The organism is Stappia stellulata DSM 5886 (assembly GCF_000423705.1).
In the GTDB taxonomy this organism is placed as follows: Bacteria; Pseudomonadota; Alphaproteobacteria; order Rhizobiales; family Stappiaceae; genus Stappia; species Stappia stellulata.
On the sequence record NZ_AUIM01000011.1, the window covers coordinates 315088 to 335432 of the forward strand.

The following is a 20345-nucleotide window of genomic DNA, read 5'->3' on the forward strand; positions in this document are numbered from 1 at the left end:
GTCTCGCCCTTGCGGACATGCGGGCGGGAGCGGACGGGACGCCGATGCGCGCCGGCGCTGCGGAGACAGGCATGCCCCTGCAACCCTTGCGGTTTTCCGAAATTCCGGGCTGGCAAGACGACGATCACGACGCGGCGCTTGCCGCGTTTCTTCGTCATTGCGAGGACCGCGCCGCGCCGGTCACGGCTGGCCTGTCCGGCGACGACCGTCATGCGCTTTGCGAGGCAGCCGGGAGCGCGGCTGCATCGAAAAACAGCGGTGCCGCGCGCCGGTTCTTCGAAACCGCCTTCCGGCCGTACCGAATTTCCGACAAGGGGTTCGTGACGGGGTATTTCGAACCGGAGTTTGCCGGCGCGCGCCAGTCTGATTCCCTTCACGGCACGCCGCTTCTGCGCAAGCCAGCGGAACTCGTGCCCCTGTCCGACATGCCGCGTCCGGATGGTCTGGCGCCGGATCTGACCCATGCTTTCAGGACTGAGACCGGGCGTCTGGTCGAGGCGCCCGACCGCGGTGCCATCATGGACGGAGCGCTGGCCGGACGCGGGCTGGAGCTCGTCTGGCTCGCCGATCCGGTCGACGCCTTTTACATTCACGTACAGGGGTCGGCGCGTATCCGCCTTGCAGACGGGGGGAGCATGCGGGTCGGTTATGCCGGAAAGACAGGCCACCCCTATTCGCCGATCGGACGGGTGATGATCGAGCGCGGTCTTGCCGAACCGGGAACCGTCACCATGTCGGTTTTGCGAAAGTGGCTGGCGGACAATCCGCAAGAGATCGACGACGTCCTGCGCCGCAACCGGTCGTATATTTTCTTTCGCGAGATCGACGAACTCGGCCCCGACGACGGTCCGGTCGGGGCGGCGGGGCTGCCGCTGATCGCCGGGCGCAGCCTCGCGGTCGACGCCTCGCTCCATACTTATGGAACGCCGGTCTTCGTGTCGGCGACCTTGCCTGCGGTCGCGGACGGGCAGGAGCGGACATTCCGCCGACTGATGATCGCGGAAGACACCGGGTCGGCGATTGTCGGGCCCGCACGCGGCGATATCTTTTTCGGAACGGGAGATGCGGCCGGGCGGCAGGCTGGCGGTGTCCAGCATTCGGCGGAGATGATCGTCCTGCATCCTCACCCTCCGGTTCCGGAGCCCCGGCCGTGACCGTACGGCGGCGGCGCGCGCGGCAGCCGTCTTCGGACGAGCGCAGGCTCTGGGCGCAAGTGACGGCGGATGTCACGCCGCTTGAGTCCGGCCGCCGGTCGAAACAGGCGGCCACCACCGAAGACCAGGGCGAGACCGCCGCGCCACCGGCGCCGGTGATGGGAAGTGAACGTCCGCCCGCGCCGCGCGCCGTCGCGGCCATGCGTCCCAAGGCGCCCCCTGCCCCGCCGCCGCTAACCCCTCTCGCCCCCCTGGAGCCGCGCCAGCGCCGCAAGCTGGCGCGTGGCACCCGTGCCATCGATGCGCGGATCGACCTGCATGGGCTGACGCAGGCCGAGGCGCATGTGCGATTGCGCGGGTTTCTCGCCCAGGCGCAGGCGCAGGGCTGTTCGCTGGTTCTGGTGATCACCGGCAAAGGCGGTCCCGGCGGCAGTCTTTCGGCGGACGGACGCGGCGTGTTGCGGCGGGTGGTACCGCAATGGCTGTCGTTTGCCGAGTTCCGACCGCTTGTCGTCGGCTTCGAGGAGGCGCATGCCGGCCATGGCGGCGGCGGCGCGCTTTACGTGCGGGTCCGCAAGGCCGGACGGGGGCGCACATGACCCCCTTCGGCGCGCGGTTGCGCGAACACCGCCGGAAACGCGGGGTCACCCTGTCGCAAATGGCGGCAGCGCTGTCGGTTTCGCCCGCCTATCTGTCGGCACTGGAGCATGGCCGCCGCGGCCGGCCGACGTGGTTCATGGTTCAGCGCATTATCGCCTTCTTCAATGTCATCTGGGATGAAGCGGAAGAGCTGCAGCGGCTGGCGGAATTGTCGGATCCGAAGATTCCCATCGAAACCGCTGGGCTGGATCCGGAGGCGACCGAGCTTGCAAATGTTCTCGCCACCAAGATTTCCGGACTGTCGCGCGACAGCCTGACGCATCTGCTGCATCAATTGAAGGCGGCGGCTGCGCGGGACGGCGTGTGACCCTGCAGCACGGACTCGACCCTGTCCCGGCCAGCACTTAGGGTCGGTGCGACCCTTCGTCTTTGAATGCAAAGGACCGAAACGAGACCATGAACAAGTCAGCGGCAGCGTTTTCCGGTCTTATCGATTCCACGGCGTTGCGCGAGGAACTGACCGCCCTGACGGCGAAGTCGGAGGGCGACGGGTCGGATCCGGCTATCCGCGCCCGGGTCCTCGCCCGCCTCAAGGAGGTCATGCGCGACGCGCGCAAGGTCGTCGAGGAACGGCTGTTCGATGACGGCGGCGGCACCTTGTGCGCGCGCCGGCTCAGCCACGTCCAGGACGAGATCCTGCGGGTGATCTACGATTTTGCGATCTACCACGTCTACCGGGCGAAAAACCCCTCGGCCGCCGAACGCATGTCGGTGGTCGCCGTGGGCGGTTATGGACGCGGGACGCTGGCGCCGGGTTCCGATGTCGACCTGCTGTTCCTGCTGCCCTACAAGCAGACCCCCTGGGGCGAGCAGATCGTCGAATACATCCTCTACATGCTCTGGGACCTCGGGCTGAAGGTCGGTCACGCGACCCGAAACGTGGAGGAGTGCCTGCGGCTGTCGAAGGCCGACATGACCATTCGCACAGCGATCCTGGAAGCCCGGCACGTGTGGGGCGACACGGATCTCTACGAGGAACTCGTCGAACGTTTCGACAAGGACGTCGTCGCCGGAACCGGCCCGGAGTTCATCGCCGCCAAGCTTGCGGAGCGCGACACGCGCCACCGCCGCCAGGGGACGTCGCGTTACCTTGTGGAGCCCAACATCAAGGAGGGCAAGGGAGGGCTGCGCGATCTCAACACCCTCTTCTGGATCTCGAAATACTTCTATCGGGTGCGCTCCGGCTCGGGGCTGGTAAAGGCCGGCGTCTTTTCTCGCGGGGATTACAATCGCTTCAAGAAGGGCGAGGATTTTCTCTGGGCGGTGCGCTGCCACCTGCATTTCCTGACCGGGCGTCCGGAAGAGCGGCTGTCCTTCGACGTCCAGCGCGAGATCGCCATTCGCCTCGGCTACACCCAGCATCCGGGGATGAAGGACGTCGAGCGCTTCATGAAGCACTACTTCCTCGTGGCCAAGGACGTCGGCGACCTCACCCGGATCTTCTGTGCCGCGCTGGAAGAGCAGCACGCCAAGCAGCCGCAGCCCTTGTCGCGGCTGATCGGCCAGCTCACCGGCAGGCGCAAGCGCCGCGTGCTGTCCGGCCACCCGGATTTCGTGATCGAGAACGGGCGGCTCAATCTGGCGAACGAGGGCGCCTTCGAGAAGGACCCGGTCAATCTCATCCGCCTGTTCGCCATCGCCGACCGGCATTCGGTCATGCTGCATCCGGAACTGCTGAAACGGGTCCGGCGCTCGCTCAAGCTGATCACGGCGGCGGTGCGCGAGGACCCGGAGGCCAACCGCCTGTTCCTTCAGGTGCTGACCTCGCGCAGCGATCCGGAGACCATCCTGCGCAAGATGAACGAGGTCGGCGTGCTCGGGCGCTTTCTGCCGGACTTCGGCAAGGTGGTCGCGATGATGCAATTCAGCATGTACCACCACTATACCGTCGACGAGCACCTGTTGCGTTCGATCGGGGTGCTTGGCGAGATCGAGCGCGGCGAGGCGGGCGACGATCATCCGCTCTCCACCGATCTGATCAAGTCGATCCAGAACCGCAAGGTGCTCTTCGTGGCGATGTTGATGCATGACATTGCCAAGGGCCGTCCGGAGGATCATTCCATCGCCGGCGCCCGCATCGCACGCCGGCTGTGCCCGCGCCTCGGCCTGTCGTCTTCAGAAACGGACACCGTCGCCTGGCTGGTCGAGCATCACCTCGACATGAGCACGACCGCGCAGTCGCGCGACCTCGCCGACCGGAAGACCATCGAGGACTTCGCCCGCGAGGTGCAGAGTCTGGAACGGCTGAAACTGCTGTTGATCCTCACCGTTGCCGACATCCGCGCCGTTGGCCCCAATGTCTTCAACGGCTGGAAAGGCCAGCTGCTGCGTACGCTCTATTATGAATGCGAACCGCTCCTGACCGGCGGCCACAGCCTGCTGCCGCACGACCAGCGCGTCGCCGCGGCGAAGGCCGAACTGGTCGAGGCCTTGCCGGACTGGCCGGCCGAGGCGCGCGAAGCCTATCTGGATCGGCATTACCCGGCCTACTGGCTGCGCGTGCCGCTTGACCGCAAGATTGCCGATGCGCGTCTGATCCGGGAGGCGGATGCGAGCAAGTCGGGGTTCTCCTCCCGCGTTGTCGCCCATGCGTTCGAAGAGGTCACGGAAATCACCGTGATGGCGGCCGATCACCCGAAACTCCTGTCCACCATCGCCGGCGCCTGTTTCGTCGCCGGGGCGAATATCGTCGACGCGCAGATCGACACAACCACCGACGGCTTCGCGCTCGACACGATCTTCATGTCCCGGGAATTGCCGGACGACGCCGATGAGCTGCGCCGCGGCGAGCGGATCTGCCGACTGATCGAGCAGGCCTTGCGCGGTCAGGAGCAGCTGCCGGAGAAGGTTGCGAACAAGGCGGCGGCGCGTGCCCGTGCCAAGCCGTTTCGCGTCGAGGCCGAGGTGCTGGTGAACAATTCCTGGTCGAACCGCCATACAGTCCTGGAGATTTCCGGCCTCGATCGACCCGGCCTGCTCTACGATCTGACGCGTGCAATTTCGGCGTTGAATCTCAACATCAATTCCGCTCATATCGCGACCTTCGGCGAGCGTGCGGTCGATGTCTTCTATGTGACCGATCTGACCGGCCAGAAGGTCGGCAACATCGGTCGCCAGGAGTTGATCCGCGACCGCTTGCGCGAAGCAGTGAAATCGGAGGCCGGCGACGAACCGGCGAAGCGGCGCAAGCCGCGCCTTGGAGCGGCGTGATGGTTCGAAACTTGAAGGGGGCTCTGGGGGCGGCTGCCGACCGCGGCGCGCCACGATGAGCCTCTTGCGCAATTTCGCGACCGTCGGCGGCGCGACGATGACGAGCCGTGTGCTCGGCTTCGCCCGCGACGTGATGATCGCCGCCTTTGTCGGTGCCGGACCGGTGGCAGACGCCTTTTTCGTCGCCTTCCGTCTTCCCAACCTGTTCCGCCGGCTGTTTGCCGAAGGCGCGTTCAACTCCGCCTTCGTGCCGCTCTTTGCCCGCTCGGTCGAGGAAGGCGGCGACGAGGGGGCAAAAAGGTTCGCCGGCGAGATCCTCGCGGCCTTTTTGTGGACCCTTGTGACGGTCACGCTTCTCGCGCAGGTGTTCATGCCGGCGCTCGTTTATGTGCTGGCCCCCGGGTTTACGGCCGAGCCGGAGAAGTTCGACCTCGCCGTGCTCCTGTCGCGGATCACCTTTCCCTATCTGCTGTGCATGTCGCTGGTGGCGTTTCTCTCCGGGATTCTCAACACCTACCGGCGCTTTGCAGCCGCGGCCTTCGCGCCCGTCGTCCTGAACATCGTGATGATCTCGGTGCTTGCCGGCATCTGGTATGTCAACCTTCAGCCGGGGGTGACACTCGGTGTCGCGCTTGCCGGCGGCGTCACGGTGGCCGGCATTGCCCAGCTTGCGCTTCTCTTCGGTGCCGTGCGTCACATGGGATTTGTCATTCCCTGGCGACGCCCGCGCCTGACCGCTTCGGTCAAGCGGCTGTGGAAGCTCGGCGTTCCGGGCATCGCCGCCGGTGGCATCACCCAGATCAACATCGCGGTCGGCACGATCATCGCCTCCGGTCAGGCCGGCGCGGTGTCCTATCTCTATTATGCCGACCGGATCTATCAGCTGCCGCTCGGCGTCGTCGGCATCGCCATCGGCGTCGTGCTCCTGCCCGATCTGTCGCGGTCTCTGCGGTCCGGGGCGGATGCGAGCGCCAACCATACGCTCAACCGGGCGATGGAGTTCGCACTGGCGCTCACCTTGCCGGCCACGGTTGCCCTGATCGTCGTGCCGGATGCCATCGTTTCTGTGCTTTATGAGCGTGGCGCCTTCGGAGCGGAGGCGACGAGCGCAACGACAGCGGCGCTGATTGCCTTCGCCGCCGGCCTGCCCGCCTTCGTGCTCAACAAGGTGTTCTCGCCGGGCTTCTTCGCGCGGGAGGACACGGTCACGCCAATGTGGTTCGCCGGCATCGGCATGGTGGTCAATGTTGTCGGCGCGCTTGCGCTGGCGCCCTTTCTCGGACATGTCGGAATTGCGCTTGCAACCACGCTTGCCGGCTGGGTCAACAGCGGCCTTTTGGCGGTGACGCTGTGGCGGCGCGGTCATTTCCGCCTCGACGCGGGGGCTTTGAAGCGACTTCCGCTTCTGGCACTGGCGAGCGTGCTGATGGGGGGCGGTATCTATGCGGGCGCGCAGCTGCTCGCACCCTGGCTCGGCGGTGCGTCGGTGTTCGGCCGGTTCGGGGCGCTGGCGCTGCTGGTGCTAGCCGGACTGGTTCTCTTCGCCGCCTTTGTGCATCTGACCGGTGCGGTGGACCTGAAAGCCGCCCTTCGTGGCCTGCGGTCGCGCCGCGTGAGCTGACAACGCTCCGATGGGCGCCGGCACTGAAGACGGCTCAATTTTTGACCAAACGATCAAACTTTGTCCATTTGTTCAAAAAAATGACGACCGGATGACTGCCCGCGTTGTGAGCATGATCAATTTATGATCCAATTCAGTCGGCGTCCGGTGTGTGAGGCCCTTCTGGCCTTGGTATTATTTCGGATGCGTGAAACGACAGAAGCGATCAGCTCTTGTGCGTTTGGGCAGTTTGCCTGGCATCGGGCTGATCTCGGCATACGAACAATGCCAGGGGGAGTCAGATGGAAATCCTGAACCGTATCGCATGGACGCGTCGGGCAGTGCTCGGCCTTGCGGCAGCGATTGTCGTGACGGGCTCCGGCCTGCCGACGATGGCCGCAGACGAGCCGCTCAAGGTCGCGGCGATCTACACGGTCCCGGTCGAGCAGCAATGGGTCGGCCGCATTCACAAGGCCCTGACCGCGGCCAAGGAGCGTGGCGACGTCAGCTACACCTACTCGGAAAACGTGGCCAACACCGACTATGAGCGCGTGATGCGCGAATATGCCGAAGCCGGCATGGACCTGATTGTCGGCGAGGCTTTCGCCGTGGAGCGCGCGGCGCGCAAGGTGGCCGCCGAGTATCCGGACACGGCCTTCCTGATGGGGTCGTCCTTCGGCCCGGCCAAACCGAATTTCGCCGTCTTCGACAACTGGATCCACGAGCCGAGCTATCTGACCGGCATGATCGCCGGCGAAGCCACGGAATCGAACATCATCGGCATGGTCGGCGGGTATGCGATCCCCGAGGTCAACCGGCTGATGAACGCCTTCATGGAGGGCGCGCTCGCGGTCAACCCGGACGTCAAGTTCCTCGTGACCTTCATCAACTCCTGGTACGATCCGCCCAAGGCCAAGGAATCCGCCTTTGCGATGATCGACAAGGGCGCGGACATTCTCTACGCCGAGCGCTTCGGCGTGTCCGATGCCGCCAAGGAGCGGGACATTCTGGCGATTGGCAACGTCATCGACACCGCCTCCGATTATCCCGGCACGATCATTTCCAGTGCGCTGTGGCACATGGAGCCGACCATCGACCGGGTGATCGAGGACGTCTCCGGCGGCAGCTTCGAGCCCTCCGATTACGGCCAGTACAGCTACATGTCCTATGGCGGCGGCAGCTTTGTCGTCGACGAGACGCTGGCCGATGCGGCCTCTGTCGAGGCGGCACGCAAGGTCGAGAAGGACATTCTCGACGGGCTCTTCCGGGTCAATGTCAACGACGCCGAACCCAAGTCGACGATGTAACCCCCTGCGCCGCCGCGGCCCCCTGGCGTCGCGGCGGCGTCTCCTTCTTGCTTGCCTGTGCGGGCCACGCCCGCCCGCGCCGTTTCCGGGACATGGGGAAATGCAGATATGACGGTGCCAGTCGAAGCTCCGCCCGTGGCGTTGTCCTTGTCGGGGATCACCAAGCGGTTCGGCGCGCTGACGGCCAACGAGGCGGTCGATCTCGACCTCCATCGTGGTGAGATCGTCGCGTTGCTCGGCGAAAACGGTGCCGGCAAGACCACCTTGATGAACATCCTGTTCGGGCACTACGTCGCTGACGAGGGCAACGTGCGCGTGGCGCAAGCCGACGGTACGCTGGTTCCGTTGGAGCCGGGATCGCCCCACGCCGCGCTCGAGGCCGGCATCGGCATGGTACACCAGCATTTCACGCTGGCCGAAAATCTCACCGTCCTTGAAAACATCATGCTTGGCACGGCGGCGCTCTTTTCGACAGGCGGCGGCGCGCGCGCGGCGCGCGAGAAACTTGACGACCTGATGCGCCGCTCCGGTTTGGTCGTCGACCTCGACGCGCGGATTTCACGCCTGTCGGTCGGCGAAAAGCAGCGTGTGGAAATTCTCAAGGCGCTGTATCGCGACGCGCGGGTGCTGGTGCTCGACGAGCCGACAGCTGTGCTGACCCCGCAGGAATCCGACACGCTGTTCGAGACGCTGAAGGCGCTTGCAGCCCAGGGGCTGGCGATCGTCTTTATCTCCCACAAGCTTGCCGAGGTGCTGGCCGCCTCCGACCGCATCGCGGTGCTGCGTCTCGGGCGCAAGGTCGCGGATCTCCCTTCCGTCGACTGCGACCGTCAGAAGCTTGCCGAACTCATGGTCGGTCACGAGGTGACGATGAGCCGGCGCGAACCGCAGGCGTCGGGCGAGGTTCTGCTGTCCTTGTCTGCCGTCACCTGCGGCGAGGGTCGCGACACGGTCAGTGACATTGGCTTCGACCTGCACGCGGGTGAAATTCTCGGCATCGCCGGTGTCTCCGGCAACGGTCAGGCGATGCTCGCACGGCTTCTCTCCGGTCTTGAGCAGCAAACCAGCGGCGACATCCGTCTCGCCGGCCGCGAGATCCGGGCGCACGACGCGGCCGACATGATCCGCGCCGGTGTGGCGCGCATTCCCGAAGACCGGCACCGCGACGGTGTCGTCGGCGCGATGAGCGTCGCGGAAAATCTCGTGATCGAGGAAATCCGCTCGCCCCGCTATCAGCGCTTCGGATTTCTCGACTTTCGCGCCATTGCCGCACGTGCGGTGGAGGCCATCGCGGGCTACGACATTCGCTGTCCGGGCGGCGATGCCGTTGCGCGGCTGCTGTCGGGCGGCAACATCCAGAAGATCGTTCTGGCGCGTACGCTCGACGCCGAACCCTCGGTGGTGCTTGCCGCCCAGCCGTCACGCGGTCTCGACATCGGCGCGACCGGCGACGTTCACCGCCGGCTGCTGGAGGCGCGCGGACGCGGTGCCGGGGTGATCCTGATTTCCGAAGATCTCGACGAGCTCTTCGCGCTTTCCGACCGCATTGCCGTCATTCATCGCGGACGGCTCAGCCCGCCCCGCCCGGCCGAGGACCTGAACCGCGCCGCCGTCGGTCTGATGATGGCCGGTCAGCATACGGAGGACGCGGCCGCATGATCCGCTTCGAACCGCGCGAGCATGTTTCGCCCCTGCGCCGCATCGCAGCCCCCGTCATAGCGGCGGTTGCCGCGCTTGCGGTCGCGAGCCTTGCAATTGCCGCCGCCGGCGCGCCGGTGCTTGAAGCCTATGGTCTGATGGCCAAGGGCGCCTTCGGCTCGGCCTTCGCCATGTCCGAGCTGCTGGCGCGCGCCACGCCGCTGATCTTCACCGGCCTCGCCGCCGCAGTCGCCTTTCGCGCCAAGCTCTGGAACATCGGCGGCGAGGGGCAGCTTTATGCCGGTGCGCTCGCCGCGGTTGCCGTCGGCACCGGCGCGCTCGCCCTTCCCGGCCCCTTGCTGATCCCGACCGTGATCCTGGCCGGGGCGCTGGCCGGCGGTCTCTTGATGCTGATCCCGGCACTCCTGAAGGTCCGGCTCGGCGCGGACGAGGTGGTGACGACGCTTCTCCTGAACTTCGTCGTGATCCTCTTCGTCCAGATGATGCTGGAAGGCCCGATGAAGGATCCGATGGGCATGGGATGGCCGCAGTCGGAGCCGATGCTGGACGAGGCAATGCTGCCCAAGCTGATGGACCGCATGCGGGTCCACGCCGGCTTGATCCTGGCGCTGGTTGCCGCTCTCGGGGTTCACATCGTGCTCAAGCGCACCGTCTGGGGCTTCGAGACCCGGGCCGTTGGCGAAAATCCGGAAGCCGCGCGCCATGCCGGCATTCCCGTTACTGCGACCTTCCTGCGCGTTGCGCTTCTGAGCGGCGGTCTTGCCGGTCTCGCAGGCGTCGGCGAGGTCGCCGGCCTGAAGGGGTATCTCACCGCCGATCTGTCGCCCGGCTTCGGTTATGCCGGGATCGTTGTCGCCATGCTTGCCGGACTGTCGCCCGTCGGTGTGGTCGTGGCTGCCCTCTTCATCGCCGGGATCTTTGTCGGGGCCGACAGCATGAGCCGGGCGATCGGCGTCTCCAATTATCTGGCGGATCTCGTGGTCGCGACCTCGCTGATCTGCGTGCTGGTGTCCGGCCTGTTCGTGCGCTTCAAGGTGCGTTTCGTTCGTGTCGGGACGGGAAAGGGCGCGGCATGAGCGACATTCTGGACATTCTGCTGGCCGCAAACTTCTGGGCGGCGGCGCTGCGGATCGCCACGCCGCTGATCTTCGGCGTGCTTGGCGCGCTGCTCTGCGAGCGCGCCGGCGTGCTCAACCTCGGCATCGAGGGCATTTTCACCGCCGGTGCCATGGCCGGCTGGATGGCCGCCTGGCTCGGCGCGGGACTTTGGGGCGGCGTGATGGTCGCGGCGCTTGCCGGCGCCGCCTTCGGGCTCCTGCACGCGATCCTGACCGTGCCGCTCGGCCTGTCGCAGCATGTTTCGGGCATCGGCGTGACGCTGTTTGCAACCAGTCTCAGCTACTACACCTACCGTACGGCCCTGCCCGATGTTTCCTCGCCGCCGCGTATCGAGGCGTTCCAGCCGCTCGACATTCCGGTCCTCTCCGATTTGCCGTTTCTGGGGCCGGCGCTGTTCCAGCAAACCGCGCTGACCTTTCTGGCGCTCGCGCTTGTCGTCGCGGTCGGCTTCGTGCTCTATCGCACGCCGCTCGGCCTTGCGATCCGCGCTGTCGGCGACAATCCGTCGGCCGTCGAGGCGCAAGGCTTGTCGGTGATGGCGCTGAGGATTGGAACCGTCGTCGCCGGATCGGCCCTGATGGCGCTCGGCGGCGCGTTCCTCACGATGTCGGCCTTCGACGCCTTCTTCTTCGGTATGGTCAACGGTCGCGGCTGGATCTGTATCGCGTTGACGGTCTTTGCGTCCTGGCGGCCGGGCAAGGCGCTGATCGGCGCGTTGCTCTTCGGCGCCTTCGATGCCTTCCAGGTGCGTTTGCAGACCGAGGTCGGGTCTTTCGTGCCAGGCCAGGTCTTCCTGATGCTGCCCTATATCCTGTCGATTGCCGCACTCGTCGTCGTGGCGCGCAAGGCGGATTATCCGCGCGCGCTGCTGAAGCCCTATTTCAAGGGCCAGCGCTGAGGCTCTTCGTCAGGAGGTGAGCGCGCGGATCTCCGCAAGCCGTGCGTCGGTCATCGCCGCCGCCGGTTCGCAAACGCTGGTCGGATCGGCAAGCGCCCGCCAGTCGAGAGGCGCATCGCTCAGTTCCGTCAGACAGTCCACCAACGGGCGTCCGCTGGCGCGGGTCTCCATGGCGGCCTGTTTGACCAGCTCCTGTGCCTGCGCGCGGCCCACATGCGGGACCAACGCGAAGGAAAATCGCTCCGCGAGAGCAAGACCGCCATCACCGAAGGCGATCTCCGACATACGTTCGCACTGGGGTTCAAGTGCGGTTACGAGATCCTGTGCCCGCAGGAGCGATGCCCCGCAGGCTGCGAAAAGCTGCGGCAGAACCAGCCATTCGCCCATCCACGCGGCGCCGTCGCGCTCTTCCGTGTGGGCGGGTGCCGTGACGAGCTGCGTCGACAGTGCCGCCGCATGGCGGGTCAGCGCGATCAGCGTTTCAGCGGCGACGGGGTTTTGCTTCTGCGGCATGGTGGAGGATCCGCCGGCGGCCGAAAGACGCAACTCGCCGATCTCCGAGCGGGTGGAAAGCATCACGTCGGCGCCGATCTTTTCCAGGGCGCCGACAAGGGCTGCAAGCGCGTTCGCGACGTTTGCCAGCGGCCAGCGATCCGCCATCCAGGGGTGGGCCGGGGCAAGCCCCAGTTCCCCGGCAAGCGCCTTGCAGACCGCGTTGCCTTGCGGTCCCATCGCGGACAGATCGCCCGATGCGCCACCGAGCTGGACGGTGAGGCCTGTTCGGCAAATGGCGCGCAGATCCGCAAGGGTCCGTGCCAGCGGCAGGGTCCAGTTCGCGACCCGAAGGCCGAAGCTGACCGGTGTGGACACCTGTCCGCGCGTGCGCCCGGCCATCGGGGTCGCGCGGTGCTCCACCGCCAGTGCGACGAGCGCATCGACAAGCGCGGCAAGCCGGCGGTCGAACAGCTCGAGCACGCGCTGCAGCCGCAGCATCAGGCCGGTGTCGACGATGTCCTGTGAGGTTGCGCCGAAATGCAGGTGATCCGCCCCCGCGCTCGGCAGGTTTTTGCGCAGATGGGCGACGAGCGCGGGAACGGGCACGCCCGCGGCCGCCGTCCCGGCGCGAATGTTCCCGGCCGTCGGGGCGCAGCCGGCAAGGCCGGCGGCAATCGCCTGTGCCGCGTCTTCGGGAATGACGCCAAGCCGCCCCTGGACGCGGGCAAGTGCGACTTCCACGTCCACCATCGCGGCGATCTCCGCCGACGCCTCAAAGTGACGCGCCGTGTCGGGATCGCCGAAGAGATCGGCGTAGAGCGGAGAATCCAGCGGCGAGATCGCCATGTGTCGGTCTTTCGGTGAGGGCCTTGTCAGATGTCGAAGAACACCGTTTCGTTCGGCCCCTGAAGATGGATGTCGAAGCGGTAGGTCTCTCCCTCCGTCCGTTTCGCGATCAGCGTGTCCCGGGCCTCCGGCGAGAGTCGCGCGAAGTCGGGATCGGCTGCGATCCGGTCCGCATCTTCGGGGAAATAGACCCGCGTGTGCAGGTGGATGTTGATGCCGCGCGCGAAGATCAGCAAGGCGATATGCGGGGCGTGGCCTTTCGCGTGGGGGCCGGGTTTCACGGTCTGGAAGCGGTAAAGGCCGCTGCCGAAGTCCGCGACCGCGCGGGCAAAGAGGCCGTGAGGACCGACACGCCCGTCGCCGTCGGCCTGCCAGATTTCCAGCATGGCGTCGCGCACGGGCGCGCCGGCGCCGTCGTGGACGACGCCCTCGAGCGTGATTGCGGCACCGGTGTCGCTTTCGATCACGGGGCCGGGTTGACCGGAAAGCGCGGGGCGGCCGATGGACTGCGGTGCCGTGCCGATATGCACATAGGGACCGGCGGTCTGCGACGGGGTTTCAAAGAGTTTCTCGCGCATCACGCACCCTCCGGCCGGGTTTCGAAGTGGGTCTGGCGCTGCCCGCGCAACACGATGTCGAAGCGATAGGCCAGGCAGTCGAAGGGCTCCTGGTTGCGCATGTCGAGGCGCGCGACCAGGCGGTCGATCACAGTCGCATCGGGGATCGTGTTGACGATCGGGCACAGGGGGATCAGCGGGTCGCCCTCGAAATAGAGCTGCGTGACAAGGCGCTGGGTGAAGGCCTCGCCGAAGATCGACAGGTGGATATGCGCCGGCCGCCAGTCGGAGCCGTTGTTGGGCCAGGGATAGGGGCCGGGCTTGATGGTGCGGAAGAGATAGCGTCCTTCAGCGTCGCTGACGCAGCGCCCGCAGCCGGAAAAATTCGGATCGAGCGGCGCCAGATAGCCGTCCTTCACATGCGCATAGCGCCCGGCGGCGTTGGCCTGCCAGACCTCGATCAGCGCATTGGGCACGGGTTTTGCGTTTTCATCGAGCACCTGGCCGAACAGGTAGATGCGCTCGCCCAGTGCATCGCCGTCGACGGCGGCATTGCGGATCAGGTCGTGGTCGAGCGGGCCGACCGGAGCATGGCCGAGCGCGGGACCGCTGCGTTCGAGCGACGTCTGTTCCAGCGAGTGCAGCGGCCGGAACGGTGCGCGCAGAACGCTGCTCTTGTAGCCCGGCGCGTAGGCCGGCGGATGCGCGCTGCGGTCGCGTCTGTAGAAATCCGGTGCCGTCATTCTTCCCCCCGGTTGTTCGTGTCCGCCGCGCGGGCGGCGCCTTCCATTTCGGCGAAGACCGCCTTGGCGATCTTGATGGCCCGGTTCGCGGCCGGAACGCCGGCATAGACCGCCACATGCAGCAGTGCCTCGCAGACATCCTCGGCGCTCGCGCCGGTGCGGGCCGTCGCCCGGCAATGCATGGCAAGCTCCTCGTCATGACCGAGCGCCGCAAGCAACGCGATGGTGATCATCGAGCGTTCGCGGTGGCTGATCGTATCGCGCGACCAGACCCCGCCCCAGGCGCCCCGGGTGATATAGTCCTGGAACGGCGCGTCGAACGCTGTCGTGGCGGCTTGCGCGCGCGCAACATGGGCCTCGCCCAGAACGGCGCGCCGTGTGGCGAGACCCGCCTCGTCAAGATCCCGCCGGGTCATGCGATTGTCTCCGACACGAAGCGCGAAATCAGATCCGCCATGGCGCCCGGAGCCTCGATACAGGGCAGATGGCCGACATCGGGGATCTCCTCAAAGCGTGCCTGCGGGATGGCGTCGGCCATGGCATGCACGACGGCAGGCGTGGTCGCGCTGTCGTGCGTGCCGGCAATGCACAGTGTCGGCACCGAAATGCGTGCGGCCGCCCTGCTGTAGTCGGCATCGCGAATGGCAAGGCCAAGATCGATGTAGCCGGTCGGCGGGGTATGCGCCAGCATGGTGCGCCAGAGTTGCAGCGCCTCCGGCTTTCCCTCGCGAAAGCGCGGTGAGAACCAGCGCTCCATCGTCGGATCGGCAATCGCCTCCATCCCGCCTGTGCGGATCGCCTCGGCGCGCGCGTTCCAGATCTCGGCCGTTCCGATCGTCATGCCCGTATTGGAGAGGATCAGCCCGGCAACGCGCTGCGGCGCGCGCTGCGCCAGGGCCTGTGCGATCAGTCCGCCAACCGACAGACCCACGACAACGGCACGGTCGATCTCCTTGGCGTCGAGCAGCGTTGCCAGGTCGTCCGCGTGAGCGTCGATGGACATCGCTCCGCCGGACGGCGAAAGCCCGTGGCCGGCCGTATCGTAGCGCAGGACGCCGAGGTCCTTCGGCAGGCGCGCGACAACGGCGTCCCAGATCCGAAGGTCCGTGCCCAGGGAGTTGGAGAAGGCCAGTGTCGGCGCTTGCCCGGCCGCGCGGCGGTGGTCGGCATGCAGGATCCGTTCGTTTCTCTTGACTGCGTCCACAAAAAGCCTCGTCTGACTGGCGATTGAGGTTCAGGATGACTGTGATGATTGGTAATGTAAAATGAGATTTTCACGGATTTGTATAACTGAAAAGGATGTGCATGCGGATCGCCTCGGGTATCAAGCTCCGTCATCTCGAGGCATTTCTGGCCATCGCGCGACTGCGCAGCCTGACGGATGCCGCAGCCGACCTGGGCGTGACCCAGCCGGCGATCTCCAAGACGCTGAAGGAACTGGAGAGCCTGTTGGGGGCGGTGCTGATGGAGCGCGGCCGTGCCGGGGTGTCGCTGACCGCGGAGGGGGAAATCTTCCGGCATTACGCCAGCCTGTCGCTCGCGGCTCTTCGCGAGGGGCTCGACGGGCTCGAACAGGCGCGCATGGGCAGCGACCGGTTGTTGCGCGTCGGGGCGCTGCCGAGCGTGGCGGCGAGCATTATCCCGCGCGCCGCCGAGTTGCATCTGGAACACGGTCGCGGTGCGACGCTCGACATCGTGACGGGGCCGAACGGCCATATGCTCGACCAGTTGCGCGCCGGCGCACTTCATGTGGTGATTGGCCGCCTCGGTCAGCCCGAAGCGATGCAGGGGCTGAGTTTCCAGCAGCTCTACACCGAACAGGTTGCGCTGGTCGTGCGTCCAGGGCATCCGCTGCTCGGCTCGGGTGATCTCGCCCGGCTGCCGGAGTTTCCGGTGCTTTTTCCCAATCGCGCCGCCGCGATCCGCCCGCTGGTTGAGCGGTTGATGGTCGCCAATGGCATCGGCCAGATCCCGCGCCGGATCGAGACGGTGTCGAATGCCTTCGGCCGGGCCTTCACGCTGGGCTGCGATGCGGTCTGGATCATCTCGCAAGGGGTCGTCGCCCGCGATCTCGCCGACGGAACGCTGCATGCCCTTCCCGTCGATACGCGGATCACGCTCGGCCCGGTCGGCATCTCGACGCGGGCGGGAGAGGCGCCGGCGCCGGACCTGGTGCTGTTTGCAGCCGTCGTGCGCGATGTCGTCGCGCAACTGCGGCCGTCGCATCCGGCGAGGAGCTGAAAGGCCCGTCCGTCAGCCGTGCGCAGCCGTCATGCCTGCGGGTCCGGCGGAGCCTCCTCGGTTGTTTCGCCCTGCCTGCCGCTGCGGCGCTTGGGGTCGTCGTCGTCCCGGTAAACCTCGAGCATCGAGATGCGGCGCTTGCTTCGCTCGGGGTCCGTGGCAGTGACGCCGGCGATCAGCGTCTCGGCGATAACCATCAGCGCGGCCGAACTGTCCCAGGGCGAGGGCACGGAGACCCGTGCCGGCAACACATGGGTGGCAACGCTGGCGATTGGCGACAGCCAGCTGTCGGTGACAAGCACGATGGTGACGCCGAGATTGGCGGCGGCCACCGAAAGGCGTGCCAGGTCAGACTGGTAGCGGCGGATGTCGAAGACGATGAGCACGTCCTTGCGGCCCATGTCGACGAGATAGTCGCGCCAGTTGCCTTCCTGACCGGCAACATGCACGACCCGGCCGCGCAGGATGCGCAGATGCGCAGCCATGTAGCGCGCGAGCGCGTCGGTGAACCGGCCGCCGAGCAGATAGAGGGTTCGCCGTTCGTCACCGAGCAGAGCGACCACGGCTTCGAGTTCCGTATTGGGAAGCTGGCGAAACGTGTCGCCGATGTTGGCACAGGCGATATCGGCGAAATCGAGGACGCCGGGCTCTGCCGGGCTTTCCGGCCCCTTGGCCAGCGGCGACTTGAGCTGATCCTCCAGTTCCGTGCGCAACCGGGTCTGCAGGGCGGCATAGGTGGGAAATCCCATCCGCGCGGCAAAACGCAGGATCGTGGGCGAGCTGACGCCGGCGGCGGCGGCGAACTGGGCGACCGTACCGAGACCGAGCACCGGATAATTCGCAAGCAATGCGAGAGCGGCCCGACGCTCCGTCGCGGTGCAGGATTCAAGCCTTTCGCGAATGTCCTCGGCCAGGGATTTGGTCATGCGTTTCGCGGAGCCTCCGGTTTTGATACCCGATTGACATCTGTCACGCGAGTGTATCAAATCATACAGAAGGATCTCTGTCGCGCAATTCTGTAATAAATGGAACAGGCGGCGAGCTCCGGTCCGACTGGGAGGTCGCCGCGCGGTTCGCGTGGAATGCGGAATACAGGGGGGTGAGTATGGCGTCGCCAACGACCGGGGAGACGGGGGCGAATTCCGTGATCCAGACGGAAAACGGCAGCGGACGTGGTCCGTTCGTGATCCTCTGCGATCACGCCTCGCGCCATCTGCCCGACGACCTCGGCACCCTCGGTCTCGACGAAGCGGCGCTTCGCGCGCATATCGCCTGGGATCCGGGAGCCCTTGGCGTGTCGCGCGGATTGAGTCGACGGCTCGACGCGCCGCTGATCTATCCGGATATGTCGCGCCTGGTGATCGACTGCAATCGCGACACAGCCGCGCACGACCTGATCCCGAGCGTCAGCGAAATCACCGAAATCCCGGGCAACCAGGGCCTGAGCGAGGCGGCGCGTGCCGCGCGCATTGCGCGGGTTCATGTGCCGTTCCATTCAGCGATTGCGGAGCTGCTCGACGCCCGCGCAGCCGAAGGGCTGGAAACGGCGGTTGTGTCCATCCACAGTTTCACGCCGGTCTACAAGGGGATCGCGAGGCCCTGGCCGATCGGCATCCTGTCGAACACCGACCGCCGGTTTGCCGAGGGCATGCTCGCCGATCTTGGCGAACAGGACGTCGGGCCGCTTGGCGACAACGAACCCTATGCGCCTTCCGACGGGGTCTATTACACGCTGGCGCGGCATGGCGAAGCGCGTCGCCTGCCCTGTGCGATGGTCGAGATCCGCAATGATGAACTGACCACCGCGTCGGCCGAGGAAATCTGGGCGGCGCGGCTTGAGCAGGCGATGCACGCGGCGCGCGACCGTCTGCACGCCAGGCAGGGGGGCGAACATGCTTAGCGCCATGCGCCTCTACATTCGCGCGGTGGATGGCTTCAACCGTCGGCTCGGCCGGCTGATCATGTTCGGTATTTTCGTGATGATCGGCATTCTGCTCTGGTCGTCGATTTCCAAGACCTTCTTCCTGCCGTCTATGTGGACCCTCGAACTCGCGCAATTCGCGATGGTTGCCTATTACATTCTCGGCGGCCCCTATTCGATCCAGCTCGGGTCGAACGTCCGCATGGACCTGTTTTATGCTTCCTGGTCGCTGAAGAAACGCGCCTGGGTCGACGCCTTCACGGTGTTCCTTCTGATCTTCTACCTCGCCGTGCTTCTGTATGGCGGTCTTGGATCGACCGCCTATTCGCTGGGCTATTTCGGCAGCGAACCCTTTGTCTTCTTCAAGGATCTGGTCGTCGCCTTCGTCACCGGCGGGCCGGACGCGGCCTCCGAGGTGATCGGCTACATCGAGCGCAGCCCGACGGCCTGGCGCCCGTACCTCTGGCCGATCAAGTTCATCATGATTTTCGGCTTTTTCCTGATGCTGCTGCAGGCCGTTTCCGAACTCTTCAAGGATATCGTGCGGATTCGCGGAGAAGAGATCTGATGTCGTATGAGATGATCGCTCTTCTCATGTTCGCCTCGATGATGCTGATGCTGATGACCGGTCAGCGGGTGTTCGGCGCCATCGGTGGCGTTGCCGCGTTCGCCGCGCTGACGCTCTACGGCACCGGGGGATCGGACATACCCTTTTCGGCTGCCATGAAGCTCATGAAATGGTATCCGCTCCTCACGCTGCCGATGTTCATCTTCATGGGCTACGTGCTGTCGGAATCGAAGATCGCCGACGATCTCTACAAGATGTTCCACGTCTGGATGGGGCCGGTCTCGGGCGGCCTTGCCATCGGCACCATCGGGCTGATGGTGCTCGTCTCGGCGATGAACGGCCTGTCGGTCGCGGGCATGGCCATCGGTGCGACCATCGCGCTGCCGGAACTGCTCAGGCGCGGCTACGACAAGAAGATGGTGACCGGCGTGATCCAGGCGGGGTCCTCGCTCGGGATCCTCGTTCCGCCCTCTGTCGTGCTTGTTCTCTATGCGATGATCGCGCGTGCGCCGGTTGGACAGCTCTGGCTCGCCGGTGTGGTCCCGGGCCTGATGATGGCGACGATGTTTATCGCCTATATTTATGTCCGGTGTCGGCTCAATCCGAAGCTCGGCCCCGCATTGCCGCCGGACGAGCGGGATGTGTCCACGGCCGAGAAGTACCGCCTGCTCGCCTCCGGCATCCTGCCGCTGGTGATCTTCGCAGCCATGATGGTGCCATTCGTCAACGGCTGGACCTCGCTCGTCGAAAGCTCCGCCATCGGCGCGATGACGGCCTTTGCGGCCGCGATCCTCAAGCGGCGCATGACCTGGACGGTGTTCGAGACCTGTGTGCGCCAGACGCTCGCGATCTCCTGCATGTTCATGTGGATCATTCTTGCAGCACTTGGCTTTGGGGCCGTGTTCGACGGTCTGGGCGCGGTCAAGGCGATCGAGGACCTCTTCACCGAGCAGCTTGGCCTCAGCCCGTGGATGATCCTCATCCTGATGCAGCTTTCGTTCCTGCTGATGGGGACCTTCCTGGACGATACGGCGATGCTGGTCATTGTCGCGCCGCTCTATGTACCGCTGGTGCAGGCGCTGGGCTTCGACCTCGTGTGGTACGGCGTGCTCTACACGATCACCACGCAGATCGCCTATATGACGCCGCCCTTCGGCTACAATCTGTTCCTGATGCGCGCGATGGCGCCTCCCGAAATCACGTTGCGAGACATCTACGGATCGATCGCGCCCTTTGTGGCGGTGATGGTGCTGGCGCTTGCGATGATCATGATCTTTCCGCAGATCGCACTCTGGCTTCCGGAGTACGTCTATGGACGCTGACATCGCCTTGCGCGCTGCGCCAAGGCGCAAGGGTGCGGATCGCCG

At 65.7% G+C, this 20345-nt stretch carries 19 protein-coding genes; 13 read left to right on the plus strand and 6 right to left on the minus strand.

Translation table 11 applies throughout. From position 1 onward, the window contains the following. Positions 1-71 precede the first annotated feature (71 nt). From mltA to G572_RS0109030, 9 genes are all read left to right on the plus strand, one after another. A complete protein-coding gene (gene mltA / locus G572_RS0108990) occupies positions 72-1154 on the plus strand; it encodes a murein transglycosylase A (RefSeq protein ID WP_208979070.1) in 1083 nt (360 codons plus the stop codon). Then, positions 1151-1753 (plus strand): Smr/MutS family protein, encoded by a 603-nt coding sequence (locus G572_RS0108995; RefSeq protein WP_029058178.1) that lies wholly within the window; start codon positions 1151-1153, stop codon positions 1751-1753. The genes mltA and G572_RS0108995 overlap by 4 nt, the downstream gene beginning before the upstream one ends. Further along, positions 1750-2121, plus strand: coding sequence for a helix-turn-helix domain-containing protein (locus tag G572_RS0109000; protein WP_029058179.1), 372 nt, complete (start codon positions 1750-1752; stop codon positions 2119-2121). Before G572_RS0108995 ends, G572_RS0109000 begins: the two co-directional genes overlap by 4 nt. Before the next feature lie 89 nt (positions 2122-2210). Further along, positions 2211-5024, plus strand: coding sequence for a [protein-PII] uridylyltransferase (locus G572_RS0109005; RefSeq protein WP_029058180.1), 2814 nt, complete (start codon positions 2211-2213; stop codon positions 5022-5024). Positions 5025-5079: 55 nt separating this feature from the next. Next, a complete protein-coding gene (murJ, locus tag G572_RS0109010) occupies positions 5080-6645 on the plus strand; it encodes a murein biosynthesis integral membrane protein MurJ (RefSeq protein WP_029058181.1) in 1566 nt (521 codons plus the stop codon). A 281-nt stretch (positions 6646-6926) separates the two neighbouring features. Beyond that, positions 6927-7931 carry a BMP family protein gene (locus G572_RS0109015; protein ID WP_029058182.1) on the plus strand — a complete coding sequence of 335 codons (1005 nt, stop codon included), beginning with the start codon at positions 6927-6929 and terminating at the stop codon, positions 7929-7931. Positions 7932-8039: 108 nt separating this feature from the next. Continuing rightward, positions 8040-9590, plus strand: coding sequence for an ABC transporter ATP-binding protein (locus G572_RS0109020; protein WP_037546285.1), 1551 nt, complete (start codon positions 8040-8042; stop codon positions 9588-9590). Beyond that, positions 9587-10666 (plus strand): ABC transporter permease, encoded by a 1080-nt coding sequence (locus G572_RS0109025; protein WP_029058184.1) that lies wholly within the window; start codon positions 9587-9589, stop codon positions 10664-10666. The genes G572_RS0109020 and G572_RS0109025 overlap by 4 nt, the downstream gene beginning before the upstream one ends. Beyond that, positions 10663-11607: an ABC transporter permease gene (locus G572_RS0109030; RefSeq protein WP_029058185.1), complete on the plus strand. Its 945-nt coding sequence runs from the start codon at positions 10663-10665 to the stop codon at positions 11605-11607. Before G572_RS0109025 ends, G572_RS0109030 begins: the two co-directional genes overlap by 4 nt. 9 nt (positions 11608-11616) lie before the next feature. Here G572_RS0109030 and G572_RS0109035 read toward each other — a convergent pair whose 3' ends face one another. From G572_RS0109035 to pcaD, 5 genes are read right to left on the minus strand one after another with little or no spacing between them, the layout of a single operon-like run. Further along, positions 11617-12948 carry a lyase family protein gene (locus tag G572_RS0109035; RefSeq protein WP_029058186.1) on the minus strand — a complete coding sequence of 444 codons (1332 nt, stop codon included), beginning with the start codon at positions 12946-12948 and terminating at the stop codon, positions 11617-11619. Between the two features lie 26 nt (positions 12949-12974). Continuing rightward, positions 12975-13526, minus strand: a complete 552-nt coding sequence (pcaG, locus tag G572_RS0109040) for a protocatechuate 3,4-dioxygenase subunit alpha (RefSeq protein ID WP_029058187.1) — start codon at positions 13524-13526, stop codon at positions 12975-12977. Then, a complete protein-coding gene (pcaH, locus tag G572_RS0109045; RefSeq protein WP_029058188.1) occupies positions 13526-14248 on the minus strand; it encodes a protocatechuate 3,4-dioxygenase subunit beta in 723 nt (240 codons plus the stop codon). The genes pcaG and pcaH overlap by 1 nt, the downstream gene beginning before the upstream one ends. Continuing rightward, positions 14245-14664 carry a 4-carboxymuconolactone decarboxylase gene (gene pcaC / locus G572_RS0109050; protein WP_029058189.1) on the minus strand — a complete coding sequence of 140 codons (420 nt, stop codon included), beginning with the start codon at positions 14662-14664 and terminating at the stop codon, positions 14245-14247. The genes pcaH and pcaC overlap by 4 nt, the downstream gene beginning before the upstream one ends. Beyond that, positions 14661-15452 (minus strand): 3-oxoadipate enol-lactonase, encoded by a 792-nt coding sequence (pcaD, locus tag G572_RS0109055; protein WP_169391299.1) that lies wholly within the window; start codon positions 15450-15452, stop codon positions 14661-14663. Before pcaD ends, pcaC begins: the two co-directional genes overlap by 4 nt. Positions 15453-15553: 101 nt before the next feature. Between pcaD and pcaQ the strand changes: the two genes are divergently transcribed. Beyond that, positions 15554-16489, plus strand: a complete 936-nt coding sequence (pcaQ, locus tag G572_RS23235) for a pca operon transcription factor PcaQ (RefSeq protein WP_037546394.1) — start codon at positions 15554-15556, stop codon at positions 16487-16489. 29 nt (positions 16490-16518) lie between these two features. Here the strand turns inward: pcaQ and G572_RS23240 are convergent, their stop codons facing one another. Next, complete coding sequence (locus tag G572_RS23240) at positions 16519-17415, minus strand: MurR/RpiR family transcriptional regulator (RefSeq protein ID WP_051242053.1); 897 nt, start codon at positions 17413-17415, stop codon at positions 16519-16521. 179 nt (positions 17416-17594) lie between these two features. Here G572_RS23240 and G572_RS23245 point away from each other — a divergent pair, with 179 nt between their 5' ends. The 3 genes from G572_RS23245 to G572_RS0109080 are packed head-to-tail and all read left to right on the plus strand — an operon-like array spanning position 17595 to position 20300. Continuing rightward, positions 17595-18389, plus strand: coding sequence for an N-formylglutamate amidohydrolase (locus tag G572_RS23245; RefSeq protein ID WP_051242055.1), 795 nt, complete (start codon positions 17595-17597; stop codon positions 18387-18389). Continuing rightward, on the plus strand, positions 18382-18978 hold the full coding sequence (locus G572_RS0109075; protein WP_029058191.1) for a TRAP transporter small permease subunit: 597 nt from the start codon (positions 18382-18384) through the stop codon (positions 18976-18978). Before G572_RS23245 ends, G572_RS0109075 begins: the two co-directional genes overlap by 8 nt. Beyond that, positions 18978-20300 carry a TRAP transporter large permease gene (locus tag G572_RS0109080; RefSeq protein ID WP_029058192.1) on the plus strand — a complete coding sequence of 441 codons (1323 nt, stop codon included), beginning with the start codon at positions 18978-18980 and terminating at the stop codon, positions 20298-20300. Before G572_RS0109075 ends, G572_RS0109080 begins: the two co-directional genes overlap by 1 nt. Positions 20301-20345 lie beyond the last annotated feature (45 nt).